This is a genomic window from Bacillus mobilis (assembly GCF_001884045.1).
GTDB lineage: Bacteria > Bacillota > Bacilli > Bacillales > Bacillaceae_G > Bacillus_A > Bacillus_A mobilis.
The window spans coordinates 260,887-275,365 of record NZ_MACF01000046.1; the positions used below are offsets into that span (position 1 = coordinate 260,887).

The following is a 14,479-nucleotide window of genomic DNA, read 5'->3' on the forward strand; positions in this document are numbered from 1 at the left end:
GAAATCGGTCTCAGGTTTTTTCTATGAGAAAAGTAAATCTTATTTTCTTACTATAGAGGATAAGGAACAGAATTAGATAGCGATAGCAACGATATCAGTTGGGCATACACGTAAAATACCAGTAAAAGTATTTCGGTTTTGATTGTTCTTATCGTCTTTATTGTTATCTTTGTTATCTTTGTCGTTATTACGAGCTAAAGCAGAGAAAAGAGCAACACCGTTAGCGAAACCTTCAAAAATTACATTGTTGAATGTGCCGTTACCTCTAATGCTTAAAAGAGAAAGCTCTGTTCCAACTGAAATGCTAGCAAGTACGTTACATACAGCTGGTTGTTGTGGTTTTACCTCTCTCTCTTTCTCGCGATGGTCACGATGGTCACACTCTCTTTCACGATGATGACAGTCTCTAAAGTTATCACAGCATCCAAATGATCCAAACATAATCCTCATCACCCCCTTCACACTTATAATCTATGTAAGTTCGGTAGTGAGTGACTGGACAGAGAGTGGAATTTTTTCTAGGGGATTTTCTCATTTTAAATGACTAGCTGGGTGTTTATTACGGGATGATGTTTAAAATAGGATAGATATCACAAAAAAGTGTAAGGACCACCGGAATGAATGAAATAGGTAGCCTTTACACTTTTTTGCTTTTATATAAAACGATGATATATACAGGAAGAGCTAAGAGTAGTGGTGCAATGGATCTTGCAGTATGTTTTTCCGCTTCTAATTGAAACGCTTCTTCTTTTGGGAATTGTAACACTGATATGTTTGCAGCATCGCCAATAAAATATAACAGCAGTACAGTTACTATGTAGCTTAAAAGTGCGATAAAGCTTCCGTATGAACTCAATGAAAATCCCTCTCTTGTTATCTATTTGTTATCATTGTATCATAATTGTAACAAAAACACACGGTTATATTTCGTTGTTTTAACAAATTTCGACATGAAACGCCATTTTTGTTTATGGAAATAGCATAAAATTTACTATTTTTTTATGTAAAGCTGTCGAATAATACATTGTAATATTACGGATGTGTGACAGAAGAAAAAGAAACGAAGGTAATGAAATTACCTTCGTTTCTTTTTTATCCCGCATTAACAGGCAGTAAACCCCTCATATTGACTAAAGGTTCACTTTCTTATTTTGCCCATTCACTCACTTGTTCTACGCTCATTCGTGGTGCAGGGTGGCCTTTTAAAGTTGATTCACCAATTGTAATAAGCATAATTGGTACGTAACGAGATGAAACATTGAATTCTTCTATAAGTGCTTGTGGGTTGAAACCACCAATAGCACAAGTATCCCAGCCAGTTGCTTTAGCTGCAAGCATAAGTTGCATTGCTGCTAAAGATGCATTTGAAAAGGCTGCATCTCTTGGGAATTGCTCACGAGCATATGCAGACTCAATATTTTTAGCTAAGCGCTCTTTAGCTTCTTCTTTCATGAATCCTTGTTCTACAATTGGACCATAAACCGGTTCAACGTTTTTATAAGCTTCTAAATCACCTAAAATAGCGACTACAGCAGAAGCATCAAGTATTTGTTGCTGGTTATAAGCAATTGGATGTAATCGTTTCTGTACATCTTCACCTTGGAATACGAGGAATTTCCAGTGCTGCAAGTTCCAAGCAGAAGGTGCTTGAGCAGCTCCCTTTAAAATCTCGTGTAACTCTGTAGATGAAATTTCTTTCTCCGGGTTGAATGCACGTGTAGATGTGCGTTCATATAGAACATTAAAAAAATTATCGTTTGTCATTATATATCCTCCAAATTACATATCAAATTATGAAAAAATACATGTAGTATATTCTACTTACATTTTGTAAGTTATCGAATTTAAGAATATAATATCTTTATTTTAATTGTCAAGTTTTAAAGAGGAAGCTAGGGCATTCATACAAACGATACAATTCCGATAATCATACACTAAAAAAGGAATTTATAGAGTGAAAAAGAAAAGAGAACATTCTCAATTAGCTTGTTAATATGTATCCCTCACTCATTAAAATTTTTTGAGAGCAGCTTTTTATAAAATGTTTGTGAGGAATTCAGTAGAACAAGATATATGAAGTGAGTGAAGACTAGTGATGAACATACTACATTTTTTATTAGAGAATACGGTTTTCCAAAATGTATTACAAGATCTTCAGTTAAATGTCCTTTATATAGAAAATGGATGTACACATCAACAAACGATAGAAAATATTCATCCAAAATGTATGTTTATAGCAAATAGTTTTGAAGAAGGAGAATTATTGTTTCAGAGGACTAAACCACATATTGTAATTATGTATGTAACAGATTTTTCTCAAATAAAATATATAAAGAATATGTATAATCCACAGAGTACATTTATTGTCATTTGGGATCAACAAATAACAAGCGAGTTTGCAGAGGTGCTTACGTTAGGAATACGTAATATTGTGATAGCCCCTGTGACCCCACAAATGGTGTTAGAGGAAGTGAATAAGAGTTTGTATCAGCTTTCTTTAGTACGGCAAGTAAGTTTGCAACAAGAACTACTTCAAATGATGTTTGATTTTCAAAATGATCTATTATTTATAGTAGAAGACGATGAGATCGTTGATTGTAATACAAACTTTTTAGAGTTTTTCGGATATGAAAATTTGTTTGCCTATCGTGAGCAACATTTAGTATTTGCTGAACATTTTATTCGAGAAAATGGATACTATTCAACAACCCATGATATAACATGGTTAGATGATACATTATCATATGATAGAAGAATTAAGATGTCCAATTATGAAGGGGAAGTGTCAACTTTTTTATTGCGTGCGACACCACTGCCAGAAGATTTATCAAGATTTATTGTGAAGTGCACAGAGATTACAGAATTAGATGAAATCTATCAAGAACAAGAAAGGCTTGCGATGATAGATTCGTTAACAGAGATTTATAATCGTTTGAAGTTCCAACAAATACTAGAGGCAGAATGGGATAATGCAATGCGTAACGATGAAAAAATAGCGCTCATTTTATTTGATATAGATAATTTTAAAACAGTAAATGACACGTATGGTCATGATTTTGGTGATTTAGCGTTAATTCAGCTTGCAGAGCTTATGAAATCTAAAGTGGAGGAGCAACATGTATTTGCAAGGTGGGGAGGAGAAGAATTTATTATATTAGTAACGAATACTGTAGAAAAAGAGGCATTTCAGGTTGCGGAATCATTACGATTTTTCATTGAAACAAAGCAATTCTCAGGGATTTCGAAATTAACAGCCAGTTTTGGAGTTGCATTATATGAACAAGGGATTACAAGAGAAGAATTAATGCAACGAGCGGATATTGCATTATATGAAGCGAAAAAAAATGGGAAAAATCAAGTATGTGTATATAGAAAAGAAAAAAAATAAATTTTCGCAACAAATTGTTGCGATTTTTTTTTATTGTTTGATAATAGAATGTGGGGGGGATTTTGGAAGAAGGAATTATGGAGGAACAATATGATAAAAAAAATAATGACGATGGCTTTGCTGTCTGCTGTAGTTGGTGGTGGAGTATACTATTTTCTCTATAATCCCAATATAAAGGAAAGTACTGTATTAACAACTAAGGTGAATCCTACTATTGAATCAGAAGTACAAGAGAATATAGAAGAAAAAGAAGAACAACAAATTGATTATGCTAGTATATCTCAAAAGTTAGATCAATATTTAATAGGAAAGCAATTTAATGGAACAGTTTTAGTGACAGATAAAGAGCATGTTATATTGAATAAAGGATATGGGTATGCTGATGTTCAAAATAAGATAGAAAATACGCCTCAAACCAAATATCGTATCGGTTCTATTACGAAAACAGTCGTGGCCACATCTATTTTACAGCTGCAGGAACAAGGGAAGTTAAATATTCAAGACAATGTAAATAAATATATTCCCTCTTTTCCGGTAGATAAAAATATCACCTTATATCATTTGTTAACACACACATCAGGTTTACCAGAAAGCGGAAAAGGGAAAGTGAATGCCGCTTCTCGTATAAACTTAGTAAATTGGATTGGAAGTCAAAAATTAGAATTTCCACCAGGCGCAGGTTGGAGATATACAGATTATAATTATATGGTGCTTGCCTATATTATAGAAAGCATATCAAAAAAAACTTTAGGAGATTACATAAAAGAAAATATATTTACTAAAGCAGAAATGCATGAATCTGGTATGGGAAATATGGCTCAGGGAGATCAGCATTTTACTAAAGGATATGTAAAGAAAGAGAATGTCCTTGAACCTGCACAAAAATTGTTAATGGAGTGGTTATACGGATGCGGTGAGATGTATACGACAGTTGGCGATATGAAGAAATTAGACGAAGCGATTATAAATGGGAAACTTCTTTCTGAACAAAGTATACAAGCGATGTTTTCACCTTCAACAGAACGAAAATATGCATTTAGTTTTTACATATATCCGGATTATTTTTATAATCATGGTGTACTATCTGGTTGGAATACTTTCAATAATTTTAATAAAGAAAAAGGCACTTTTGTTATTTTATTTTCAAATGTGAAAAATAGTATAGATGATGATTTTAATAATGAGTTTCGAAAGATGGTAAGTAATTTATTAGAACAAAGGGGATGAGAAAATGGAACGTAAAAATGTATCAATAGGTTTTATCGGTATTGGTGTAATGGGAAAAAGTATGGTGCGTCATTTAATGCAAGGCGGTTATAAAGTATATGTATATAATAGAACAAAAGCGAAGACAGACTCTTTAGTGCAAGATGGTGCAAATTGGTGTGATACACCGAAAGAGTTAGTAAAACAAGTTGATGTTGTAATGACTATGGTTGGATATCCACATGATGTAGAAGAAGTATACTTTGGGATAGATGGAATTTTGGAGAATGCAAATGAAGGTACGATAGCAATTGATTTCACGACATCTACACCAACATTGGCAAAACGTATTAATGAAATTGGTAAAAGTAAGAATGTATATACGTTAGATGCACCTGTATCAGGAGGAGACGTTGGTGCGAAAGAAGCAAGACTTGCAATTATGGTCGGTGGCGAGAAAGAAATATATGAAAAATGTTTACCTTTATTTGAAAAGTTAGGAACAAATATTCAGTTGCAAGGGCCAGCTGGAAGTGGACAACATACAAAAATGTGCAATCAAATAGCGATTGCTTCAAATATGATTGGAGTATGTGAAGCTGTTGCTTATGCGAAAAAAGCTGGACTAGATCCAGATAAAGTATTAGAAAGTATTTCAACGGGAGCAGCAGGTAGCTGGTCATTGAGTAATTTAGCTCCTCGAATGTTAAAGGGAGATTTTGAACCAGGGTTTTATGTAAAGCATTTTATGAAAGATATGAAGATTGCTTTAGATGAGGCGGAAAACTTGCAATTACCAGTACCAGGTTTAAGTTTGGCGAAGGAATTGTATGAAGAGTTAATGAAAGATGGGGAAGAGAATAGCGGAACACAAGTGTTATACAAAAAGTACATAAGGGGGTAAATGAGATGGATCTTCAAAAATTTGATGAGATGATTGATACTGTACAACGAGCAACTTGTATAAAAATTAATGAAAAACAAAAAGAAGCTTTTAAACAAAAATATGATTTTGAGCCGAAATTCGAATATGGAAGAGATGAAAAGGGGCATTATGTTATTCGATCTTCAAAAAAGATGCTAGAAGAAATGGAGTTTTATTTGGCATTGAAATATGATCGAGATGGAGTTGATCTATATATGCAAGCTGAGATTGACGGTATATGTCACGTATCTGTTAGCTATAGTGAAGACGTCTTGCACCTACAAGAATTGTTTCAATTTCTAGAAGAAAATAAATAAAAGTCCTCATTTGAGGACTTTTATTTATTTTTAATTTTATAATTATAAGTTAGAAGCCCGGCGGCATCGTTCGATTGGGAATGGAATAACTTGTGCGATATGATTAGGACCGAATTGTTTTGCACGAGCATGGCGTACTATATAAAATGCACACAGAATTGAAACAGGAATAGCACCGAATAAGCCGAAAAATAAAGCGCTTACACAAGATGCAACAAAACCTAAAACACCAACTTCCAACTCTTCCATAATAGCTCCTAGAATAACAGGAAGTGCTCCACACGTAACCCCTAGTATAAGTGCGATAAGTAAACTCATGATTATCCCCCTCTGTTTGCGATATTCTTTTCCTTATTAGTTAATTGTAGTATATCATATACAAAACAGAATTTTCAGAAAAAATTCAAAAAAAGTTCAATAAATGTTCAAAAAGTGTTAAAAAAATCACTTAAAAAATAGAAGGAGAGATTGTTTTTGAATAGAAGGACTCATATGTTTGAGAAAATAAAAAATCAGGCTTATTTCATTTTTCGAAATAAGCCTGTTCCATAGGAGGATGTATATATGTAGAGTGAATAAAAGGTTGGAAAAGGGGATCCAAGTCCTTTTATTCAACTAACTACCTTAATAAATTGGAACCCAGCCTTCAGTTGTAACAAAAATACGAATAGCTACAACTTGACGATCATCTTGCAAGGTAAAATAATGTCTTGCATTTTCAGGAACAGATATGAGATCGCCTGGCTCAAGTTCAACGTCAAAGAATTTCCCATCTTTTCCTTCAATGGCAAAGATGCCATGCCCACTAACAATAAAGCGAACTTCATCATCAGTATGATGGTGTTCTTTTTGGAAATTAATTAATAATTCGTCAAGGTTAGGTGTGCTATTTGAAAGGGAAATTACATCATGTGCTTTATAACCTCGGCGCGCTGAAACATCAGCGATTTCTTTTGAAAACACAGCTAATATTTCAGCTTTGTTTTCATCTGTTAACGAATAATTTTCATTTAAATGAGTAGGAAGATGAGCGATATTCCATCTCTCATATAAAACACCTTCCTCTTGTAGAAATTTAGATACTTCCACTTCATTTTCGATGCGAGTATTTACTTCATGAATACGAATTTGCGCCATTAGAAACGCCTCCTTGAATTGATAATAGTTTTATATGAAATTGGAATAAAAACTCATAAGCTTCTAATCTTTTCTTTGTATCAAAGCTATCACGGCCCCATACGGTAATACCGTGGTTACGGATTAATACTGCTCCAGAATCTCCTTGTATATGCTTGCGGAAGTTTTCACCAAGCGTTGGGATATGGGCATGGTTTTCGATAATAGGAATGTGAATTGTTGCGCCTTCTTCCCAAATATCGAGAGCTTTAATAATTTCTTGATTTTGAAGGGTGACTGCATCACTATATAAATTTGTGATGACATTATTATCAGTTGTATGAACATGAAGTACGCACCCGGCATTCGTATTGTTATAAATATGTGCATGTAATATTGTTTCTGCTGAAGGGCGTAATTCAGTCTCTAATACGGGAACCCCTAGATGATCTACTAATAGAAAATCATCTGGAGTAGTTTTTGTTTTATCTTTACCACTTGCTGTAATAAGAAAAGTAAGTGGCTCATGACTAACCTTTATAGAAATATTACCACTCGTTGCTGGAAACCAATTTCGTATTGTTAACTCTTTTTTTATCTCGCTTAAGTCATACCACTGACGAAAAAGTTGTTTCATGATTTCACCTCCAACAAATGTTTTAATTCAGTTTGAACATCATGGAATGTTTCAAACGGTGTATAAGCAATAGCATTCTCTTCACACTTTGTAATAAGGAAGTCACGAGCAAATACTTTATCTGCTTGTTTCGCAGCTTGTAAATCAGTAATTGAATCTCCAATCACAATATGGAAGTCATTCGAATCACTTAATTTACGGATTAACGATGATTTGCATAATCCGCAATGATTTTGACAATGGTGATCACAAGGATGAGGCCACTTAACGGTAATAAATTCACGTGAAAAGTCTGTTTCATTACAGTAAATTTTCTCTTTTGGAATGATTTCTTGTAAGAGTGGATAGACGAAGAAGTCCATTCCACCTGATATAACGTAAAAAGAAATGTTATTTTCATTTACAAATTGTATAAATTCATGAAAGCCACTACGGATTTCAGCAGTTTCTATTAAAAATTGAATCATATCATCGTGTAGACTAGTAGGTATTAATTGAAATAATTGAGAAACACCTTCTTGAATAGACAACTCTTGTGATAAAATTCTATTCTTTACTTCTTCCGCTTCTGGTGGTGCAAATTTTTCCATAATGGACATAATGTTATCATTATTTGTAATCGTGCCATCGAAATCACAAAATACTTGAATACTCATAATTTCACCCCATGAGAAGGGTTTCCCCATATTTGTAGTGCACTATGCAAATTTATATCATCCACTTCATGGAGTGGTGTATTTTGCAAAGTAGCATCAATTGCAGTACGGAAAGCTTTACCACCGCCTTGCGCCCCGCTTGGATGTCCATGTATCCCGCCGCCAGCATTAATAACAACATCTTTACCAAAATCTCTTAAAATAAAGGGAACGAAACCAGGGTGAATACCAGCAGACGGAACAGAAAAACTCTTCTTGAAAAATGGATCGTCTTCAGTTAAATATTTTGAGATAGCAAGAGCTTCTTCTTTTTCTAGTGCAACACTTCCGTATGGAGATGGGAATAATGAAAAGTCAGCCCCAGCATAACGTAATAGCTTTCCTAGTAATAATGGAGATGAAACGCCATATAACTTGGAGGCTGAGTAAGCACCACTTACAGCAGGGTGTGCCATAATAGGAACTGGGATTTCATCATCTTCTGCTAGTGATTGTAGTACATCTAGTCCATAAGCAAATACGTTAAATAATAGAATGTCAGCTCCAGCGTGCACGGCGCGTTTCGCATTTTCTTTTAAATCAAAAGTTCGACCTGTTAAATTTACGGCATATAACGTTTTATGGCCGTATGTTTCATATACGGATTGTAAAACTTCTTTTCCAGATACAATGCGTTTCGTAAGTGGTGTTAATGTATTCTCAAATAATATTTCATCATCCTTTACGATATCTACACCACCAATTGCTTGATCACGTAATTGTGTTTTTAAATACCCAATATTTCGTCCAATCATTCCTTTAAAAATGCTCATTAAAAGGGGACGCTCATGTACTTGTAAAAGATTTCGAATACCATCTATCCCGAACTTTGGACCAGGGAAATACTTTTTTAACTCGTCTGAAAAGGTTAAGTCAATTAATTTCACTTCGCCATCAAGTGACAGTTTTCCGAATGTAGTTGTTAAAATTGCTGGTAAGTCTGGACTGAAGTTTAATAACGGATATTCAATTTTAATAATCCCGCGTTTAACTTTTTTACGTAAATACGAATTGGTATGTTCTTGTTCAGCTAATTCTTCAACATGAATGACGTTGCCTTTATGCTGTTTTAATTGTTCTTGCAGTAAGTGTGGCAAGTGAGTCCAAGAGCCAATTGTTAAACCGAGTGCAATTTGCTCGGCCTTTTTTTCTAAGTTATGTGAATCATCATGGATTAAATACGTTGCTATAATTCCGCTCATTGTTAAAACCTCCTAGTTAAATAAAAAAACCTCTCAGCTAAGGAGAGGTTTTTTTACAACCAGCTCCTTATCTGTCAGCATAACGCTGCGAGAATTAGCACCGTGTCTACAATTGTAGATCGGTTGCCGGGTTTCGTCGGGCTCGTCCCTCCACCTGCTCTTGATAAGAAGTATTTAGAAATGTTCAAATTTTTAAGATAACTGAATTTTGTCAGATATTTTTCGTGTTGTCAATTACTTTTTGAAAAAATTTAATTTATCAATTCGATTAATGGCTTCTCGTAATCTATCTTCTGTATGTAAGAGACCAACACGGACATACCCTTCGCCATGTTCACCAAATCCAACACCAGGGGCAACTGCAACGTGTGCTTTTTCTAGTAAAATATCAGAAAATTGTTCAGATGTATAACCTTCTGGTACAGGAAGCCATGCAAAGAATGATCCTGTTGGAATGTCTACATCCCAACCAATTGAGTGACAAGCTGAAATAAGAGCGTTTCTGCGAGATTCGTAACTATTTACAAGGTCTACGACGCAAGATTGTGAACTTAATAGTGCTTCACGGGCAGCATCTTGAACTGCACCAAAAATACTAACATACATATGATCTTGTAATAAGTTAATTGTTTCAATGACACTTGCATTTCCCACAGCAAAAGCAATACGCCATCCAGCCATATTGAAAGTTTTTGATAAAGTGTAAATTTCAATACCTGTATCTTTAGCACCGTCTGCTTGCAAGAAACTAACAGGCTTTTGACCATCGAATCCAATTGCACCGTAAGCAAAATCATGAACGACTAATATATTATGTTCATTAGCAAAATGAATCGTTTCATCAAAGAAATCTTTTGATGCAGTAGCACCAGTAGGATTGTTTGGATAATTTAAAAACATTAACTTTGCACGCTCAGCGATAGTGTCATCAATTTTCGTATAATCCGGCAAAAAATTATTCTCTGCAAGTAGCGGCATTGTTTCAAATTGTGCTTTTGCTAAAGCAACTCCAGATAAATAATCTGGATATCCTGGATCTGGAACGAGAATGGTATCACCAGGGTTTGTAAAACAAATTGGTAATTCTACTAATCCAGCCTTTCCACCAAACAAAATAGCAACTTCTGTTTTTGGATTTAATTCTACGCCGTATTCACGATTATAGAATGTTGCCACAGCTTCTTTTAAACTTTCATGTCCACGAAATGGCGGATATTTATGATGAATGGCCTTTTCAGCAGCGTCTTGCAAAGCTTTTACGATATGATGCGGTGTTGGTTGATCTGGATTACCTTGTCCTAGATTAATAACATCGTGACCTGCTGCAACGACTTTGTTAACTTTTGCAACAAGTGAAGCGAAAAATTGTGTTGGCAATGATGTTACTATCTCAGAAGGTTGAAATAATTTCATACTTTCCACCTCTTTTGAAAGTTGTTACAATTCTAGTGACAAATGATATAATCTTTCCAGTATTTTGTAAAGGAAAAAATTAAGAATGGGGCTGACAAAATGAAAGTCGCATGTATTCAAATGGATATTGTCTTTGGAGATGTAGAAAAAAATATTGAAAATGCTAAAAATAAAATAAGTGAAGCGATGAAAGAAAGACCAGATGTGATTGTCTTACCAGAACTGTGGACAACAGGATATGATTTAACTAGGCTTTCTGAAATTGCAGATAGGGATGGATTAGAAACGAAAGAAAAGCTGAAAGAGTGGTCGAAACAATATGGTGTACATATTGTCGGTGGCTCTATAGCGAAGCAAACAGATCAAGGTGTTACAAATACAATGTATGTTGTAACGAATAAAGGTCAGCTAGTCAATGAATATAGCAAAGTGCACTTATTTCAGCTCATGGATGAACATAAATATTTAATCGCTGGAAATAGTACAGGCGAATTTAAGTTAGATAATATAGAGTGCGCTGGTACAATTTGTTATGATATTCGTTTTCCGGAGTGGATGCGTGTTCATACTGCTAAAGGTGCAAAAGTTCTATTTGTTGTAGCAGAATGGCCATTAGTTCGTTTAGCACATTGGCGTTTGCTATTGCAAGCAAGAGCAGTTGAAAATCAGTGTTATGTTGTTGCATGTAATAGGGCAGGAAAGGATCCGAATAATGAGTTTGCGGGTCATTCTTTAATTATCGATCCTTGGGGTGAAGTTGTTGTAGAAGTGAATGAAGAAGAATCAATTTTATTTGGAGAGCTTCATTTTGAGAAAATTAAAGAAGTACGCAAAGGAATTCCAGTTTTTGCAGATCGTCGTCCAGAATTATACAAATAAAATGTTGACAAGTGATTTTTATTCTTGGTATAGTCTTCAACATAAAGTTAAAAATTCAAAAAATTATACAACTCTTATCAAGAGCAGGTGGAGGGATTTGGCCCGATGAAGCCCAGCAACCGACCGTAATACCATTGTGAAATGGGGCGTTTATTTACGCCAAAAGGCACGGTGCTAATTCCAGCAGAAAGTAAAACTTTCTGGTAGATAAGAGGGGAGAAGATAAACTTCAAACCTCTTTCTTTGTGGAAAGAGGTTTTTCTATTTTAGAAAAACCTCTGAATAAAAAGGGGGAGAAGACGATGGGATATTATTCATTAACTGAAACGACAGCTATACAATATGCGAAAGAACACGATTATTTTGAAAAGAAAGCAAATGTAGTTTGTCATGAAATTGGAGATGGCAATTTAAATTACGTGTTCAAATTAGATGATGGAGAGAAGTCTATTATAATAAAACAAGCACTGCCATATGCGAAAGTAGTTGGTGAGAGCTGGCCATTGTCTATAAAAAGAGCGACGATTGAAAGTAAAGCATTACAAATTTTTGCGAAGTATGTGCCGGAATATGTGCCGGTAGTGTACAGTCATGATGAAGAGTTAGCAGTAACAGTTATAGAAGATTTATCAAGACTAACAATTACAAGAAAAGGATTTATAGATGGAGAGGAGTACCCACTTTTATCCCAACATATCGGTCGTTTTCTAGCACATGTGTTGTTTTATACTTCAGATTTCGGGTTAGAGTCAGAAGAGAAGAGGGTACTAGAAGGTGCATTTGTAAACCCAGACCTTTGCAAAATTACAGAAGATTTAGTGTTTACAGATCCGTTTGGTCATTACGATACGAATGATTATGAACCAGATTTGCAGCTAGCTGTAGATGAACTATGGAGTGACAAAACTGTCAAACTAAAAGTGGCACAGTATAAATATAAATTTTTAACGAGAAAAGAAGCACTCATTCATGGAGATTTACATACGGGAAGTATTTTTTCATCACCTTCTGAAACGAAAGTGATTGATCCAGAATTTGCAACATATGGTCCATTTGGATTCGATCTTGGGCAATTTATTGCAAATTTATTATTAAATACGTTATCACGTGAAGAGGCAAAAAGAAATGTGCTATTTTTCCATATTGAAAAAACATGGAGTTATTTTGTAGAAACTTTTACGAAGTTATGGATTGGAGAAGGTGTAGAAGCATATACGAAAGAGAAACAATGGTTGCCAATTATTTTGCAAAATATTTTTACGGATGCCGTTGGATTCGCTGGATGTGAGCTTATCCGTAGAACGATTGGCTTAGCGCATGTAGCTGATTTAGATGAAATAGCAAATAAAGAAACGAGAATTCAAGCTAAGAAACAAGCGTTAACCTTAGGTAGAGAACTAATAAAATATGAATCTAAGAATGCTGATATTCAACTGTTCCGAACACTATTCCAACAGACAGTTTCTGGAGGGGTAAAAGCATGAGTACAATTGTTACTATTCCGAGGTCTGTTAGTTGGAAAGGGGATGCTATTGCAGTATTAAATCAAACAAAGTTGCCACACAGTACAGAATACAAAACATTAACGACGATTGAAGAGGTATGGAAAAGTATTATCATGCTAGAAGTAAGAGGTGCACCTGCAATTGGAATTGTAGCTGCATTTGGTTTGGCGCTTGCATCCAAAAAATATAACACTGTACATATTGAAGAATTTCAAAAGAAGTTTAATAGAGATTGTAATTATTTAGGAACGTCACGCCCAACAGCAGTCAATTTATTTTGGGCAATCGATCGTATGAGAGAATCCATTCGAGAAATTACTACAATAAAAGAAGCACAAAAAAAATTAGAAGAAGAAGCGCTTCTCATTCAGCAAGAAGATGAATCCGTATGCCGGAGTATTGGAGAACATGCATTAACATGTTTTAAAGACGATGATAACATTTTAACAATTTGTAACGCTGGCAGTATTGCAACTGCTAGATATGGTACTGCATTAGCACCGTTTTATATTGGGAAAGAAAAAGGTGTACGTTTACATGCGTATGCGTGTGAAACGAGACCGGTTTTACAAGGTGGACGTTTAACAACCTGGGAATTAAAACAGGCAAATATTGATGTAACACTTATTACAGATAATACGGCAGCTCATGCTATTCAAACGAAAGAAATAAACGCGATTATAGTAGGAGCGGACCGAATTGTCGCAAATGGAGATACAGCAAATAAAATTGGAACAATGAATTTAGCTATATTAGCAAAGTATTTTGATATCCCGTTCTATGTTGCAGCTCCGCTATCCACATTTGATATTACGAAACAAACAGGTACTGAAATTGTTATTGAAGAAAGAGATGAAACAGAAGTTACGAAAATTTTTGGAAAACAAGTGGCGCCAATTGGAACTGATGTTTATAATCCTGCATTTGACGTAACGCCGAATGAATTAATTACAGGTATTATTACCGAGAAAGGTATTATACGGGGGGATTATGAACAGGAAATTGCATCATTATTTGAAAGACAAGCTAATACATAATAGCTTGTCTTTTTATCCCGCATTAACGGGCAGTAAGACCTCCACCTCAAAATTCAGCGGAAGCAAAGAAGTTAGGTGGAGGTCAACTGCCCGTAAAAGCCCGATTGGTTCAACTAATAATCAGTGGGGGATGAACAAAACCCCCACTGATTAAAGTTT

General features: G+C 34.9%; 16 protein-coding genes and 2 riboswitches. Of the genes, 7 read left to right on the forward strand and 9 right to left on the reverse strand.

Translation table 11 applies throughout. The features are described from left to right. Positions 1-72: 72 nt before the first annotated feature. From BAQ44_RS06500 to BAQ44_RS06510, 3 genes are all read right to left on the reverse strand, one after another. The gene (locus BAQ44_RS06500) at positions 73-441 is read right to left on the reverse strand and encodes a DUF3915 domain-containing protein (RefSeq protein WP_000468032.1); all 369 of its coding nucleotides are present in this window, start codon (positions 439-441) and stop codon (positions 73-75) included. A 196-nt stretch (positions 442-637) separates the two neighbouring features. After that, entirely contained in the window at positions 638-856 is a 219-nt protein-coding gene (locus BAQ44_RS06505) for a hypothetical protein (RefSeq protein ID WP_000100490.1), read from the reverse strand. 290 nt (positions 857-1,146) lie between these two features. Then, a complete protein-coding gene (locus tag BAQ44_RS06510) occupies positions 1,147-1,764 on the reverse strand; it encodes a nitroreductase family protein (RefSeq protein WP_061679120.1) in 618 nt (205 codons plus the stop codon). A gap of 331 nt (positions 1,765-2,095) precedes the next feature. On the opposite strand from BAQ44_RS06510, the gene BAQ44_RS06515 reads away from it, so the two are divergent. The 4 genes from BAQ44_RS06515 to BAQ44_RS06530 all read left to right on the forward strand — a co-directional run bounded on the left by BAQ44_RS06515 (position 2,096) and on the right by BAQ44_RS06530 (position 5,836). Then, positions 2,096-3,388, forward strand: coding sequence for a GGDEF domain-containing protein (locus tag BAQ44_RS06515; protein ID WP_071721276.1), 1,293 nt, complete (start codon positions 2,096-2,098; stop codon positions 3,386-3,388). A 90-nt stretch (positions 3,389-3,478) separates the two neighbouring features. Next, entirely contained in the window at positions 3,479-4,615 is a 1,137-nt protein-coding gene (locus BAQ44_RS06520; protein WP_071721278.1) for a serine hydrolase, read from the forward strand. A gap of 4 nt (positions 4,616-4,619) precedes the next feature. After that, positions 4,620-5,498 carry an NAD(P)-dependent oxidoreductase gene (locus BAQ44_RS06525; RefSeq protein WP_071721280.1) on the forward strand — a complete coding sequence of 293 codons (879 nt, stop codon included), beginning with the start codon at positions 4,620-4,622 and terminating at the stop codon, positions 5,496-5,498. A gap of 5 nt (positions 5,499-5,503) precedes the next feature. Beyond that, positions 5,504-5,836, forward strand: a complete 333-nt coding sequence (locus BAQ44_RS06530; RefSeq protein ID WP_061680346.1) for a DUF3909 family protein — start codon at positions 5,504-5,506, stop codon at positions 5,834-5,836. A 42-nt stretch (positions 5,837-5,878) separates the two neighbouring features. Here BAQ44_RS06530 and BAQ44_RS06535 read toward each other — a convergent pair whose 3' ends face one another. The 6 genes from BAQ44_RS06535 to BAQ44_RS06560 form a co-directional block, all read right to left on the reverse strand. Next, positions 5,879-6,154, reverse strand: coding sequence for a hypothetical protein (locus BAQ44_RS06535; protein WP_071721282.1), 276 nt, complete (start codon positions 6,152-6,154; stop codon positions 5,879-5,881). Between the two features lie 306 nt (positions 6,155-6,460). Further along, on the reverse strand, positions 6,461-6,973 hold the full coding sequence (locus tag BAQ44_RS06540; protein ID WP_061680345.1) for a 1,2-dihydroxy-3-keto-5-methylthiopentene dioxygenase: 513 nt from the start codon (positions 6,971-6,973) through the stop codon (positions 6,461-6,463). Further along, complete coding sequence (locus BAQ44_RS06545; protein WP_071721284.1) at positions 6,951-7,589, reverse strand: methylthioribulose 1-phosphate dehydratase; 639 nt, start codon at positions 7,587-7,589, stop codon at positions 6,951-6,953. Before BAQ44_RS06545 ends, BAQ44_RS06540 begins: the two co-directional genes overlap by 23 nt. Next, entirely contained in the window at positions 7,586-8,245 is a 660-nt protein-coding gene (locus BAQ44_RS06550; protein WP_071721286.1) for a 2-hydroxy-3-keto-5-methylthiopentenyl-1-phosphate phosphatase, read from the reverse strand. Before BAQ44_RS06550 ends, BAQ44_RS06545 begins: the two co-directional genes overlap by 4 nt. Further along, complete coding sequence (mtnW, locus tag BAQ44_RS06555) at positions 8,242-9,486, reverse strand: 2,3-diketo-5-methylthiopentyl-1-phosphate enolase (protein ID WP_071721288.1); 1,245 nt, start codon at positions 9,484-9,486, stop codon at positions 8,242-8,244. The genes BAQ44_RS06550 and mtnW overlap by 4 nt, the downstream gene beginning before the upstream one ends. Before the next feature lie 64 nt (positions 9,487-9,550). Next, positions 9,551-9,656: riboswitch (SAM riboswitch) on the reverse strand. A gap of 64 nt (positions 9,657-9,720) precedes the next feature. Continuing rightward, positions 9,721-10,899 (reverse strand): pyridoxal phosphate-dependent aminotransferase, encoded by a 1,179-nt coding sequence (locus BAQ44_RS06560; RefSeq protein WP_071721290.1) that lies wholly within the window; start codon positions 10,897-10,899, stop codon positions 9,721-9,723. Between the two features lie 99 nt (positions 10,900-10,998). On the opposite strand from BAQ44_RS06560, the gene BAQ44_RS06565 reads away from it, so the two are divergent. The 3 genes from BAQ44_RS06565 (at position 10,999) to mtnA (ending at position 14,320) form a co-directional block, all read left to right on the forward strand. Next, positions 10,999-11,778, forward strand: coding sequence for a carbon-nitrogen family hydrolase (locus tag BAQ44_RS06565; protein WP_071721292.1), 780 nt, complete (start codon positions 10,999-11,001; stop codon positions 11,776-11,778). 71 nt (positions 11,779-11,849) lie between these two features. Further along, positions 11,850-11,992, forward strand: a riboswitch (SAM riboswitch). Positions 11,993-12,080: 88 nt separating this feature from the next. Beyond that, entirely contained in the window at positions 12,081-13,262 is a 1,182-nt protein-coding gene (gene mtnK, locus BAQ44_RS06570) for an S-methyl-5-thioribose kinase (protein ID WP_071721293.1), read from the forward strand. Beyond that, the gene (gene mtnA, locus BAQ44_RS06575) at positions 13,259-14,320 is read left to right on the forward strand and encodes an S-methyl-5-thioribose-1-phosphate isomerase (protein WP_061680339.1); all 1,062 of its coding nucleotides are present in this window, start codon (positions 13,259-13,261) and stop codon (positions 14,318-14,320) included. The genes mtnK and mtnA overlap by 4 nt, the downstream gene beginning before the upstream one ends. Positions 14,321-14,479: the final 159 nt, after the last annotated feature.

What these genes read in the sequence shown, in the direction of transcription:
- BAQ44_RS06540 (WP_061680345.1), bottom strand. Translation starts at nt 6,973, where the DNA reads ATGGCGCAAATTCGTATTCATGAAGTAAATACTCGCATCGAAAATGAA.
- BAQ44_RS06500 (WP_000468032.1), bottom strand. Translation starts at nt 441, where the DNA reads ATGTTTGGATCATTTGGATGCTGTGATAACTTTAGAGACTGTCATCAT.
- BAQ44_RS06525 (WP_071721280.1), top strand. Translation starts at nt 4,620, where the DNA reads ATGGAACGTAAAAATGTATCAATAGGTTTTATCGGTATTGGTGTAATG.
- BAQ44_RS06550 (WP_071721286.1), bottom strand. Translation starts at nt 8,245, where the DNA reads ATGAGTATTCAAGTATTTTGTGATTTCGATGGCACGATTACAAATAAT.
- BAQ44_RS06515 (WP_071721276.1), top strand. Translation starts at nt 2,096, where the DNA reads ATGAACATACTACATTTTTTATTAGAGAATACGGTTTTCCAAAATGTA.
- BAQ44_RS06565 (WP_071721292.1), top strand. Translation starts at nt 10,999, where the DNA reads ATGAAAGTCGCATGTATTCAAATGGATATTGTCTTTGGAGATGTAGAA.
- mtnK (WP_071721293.1), top strand. Translation starts at nt 12,081, where the DNA reads ATGGGATATTATTCATTAACTGAAACGACAGCTATACAATATGCGAAA.
- BAQ44_RS06535 (WP_071721282.1), bottom strand. Translation starts at nt 6,154, where the DNA reads ATGAGTTTACTTATCGCACTTATACTAGGGGTTACGTGTGGAGCACTT.
- BAQ44_RS06510 (WP_061679120.1), bottom strand. Translation starts at nt 1,764, where the DNA reads ATGACAAACGATAATTTTTTTAATGTTCTATATGAACGCACATCTACA.
- BAQ44_RS06530 (WP_061680346.1), top strand. Translation starts at nt 5,504, where the DNA reads ATGGATCTTCAAAAATTTGATGAGATGATTGATACTGTACAACGAGCA.
- mtnW (WP_071721288.1), bottom strand. Translation starts at nt 9,486, where the DNA reads ATGAGCGGAATTATAGCAACGTATTTAATCCATGATGATTCACATAAC.
- mtnA (WP_061680339.1), top strand. Translation starts at nt 13,259, where the DNA reads ATGAGTACAATTGTTACTATTCCGAGGTCTGTTAGTTGGAAAGGGGAT.
- BAQ44_RS06520 (WP_071721278.1), top strand. Translation starts at nt 3,479, where the DNA reads ATGATAAAAAAAATAATGACGATGGCTTTGCTGTCTGCTGTAGTTGGT.
- BAQ44_RS06560 (WP_071721290.1), bottom strand. Translation starts at nt 10,899, where the DNA reads ATGAAATTATTTCAACCTTCTGAGATAGTAACATCATTGCCAACACAA.
- BAQ44_RS06545 (WP_071721284.1), bottom strand. Translation starts at nt 7,589, where the DNA reads ATGAAACAACTTTTTCGTCAGTGGTATGACTTAAGCGAGATAAAAAAA.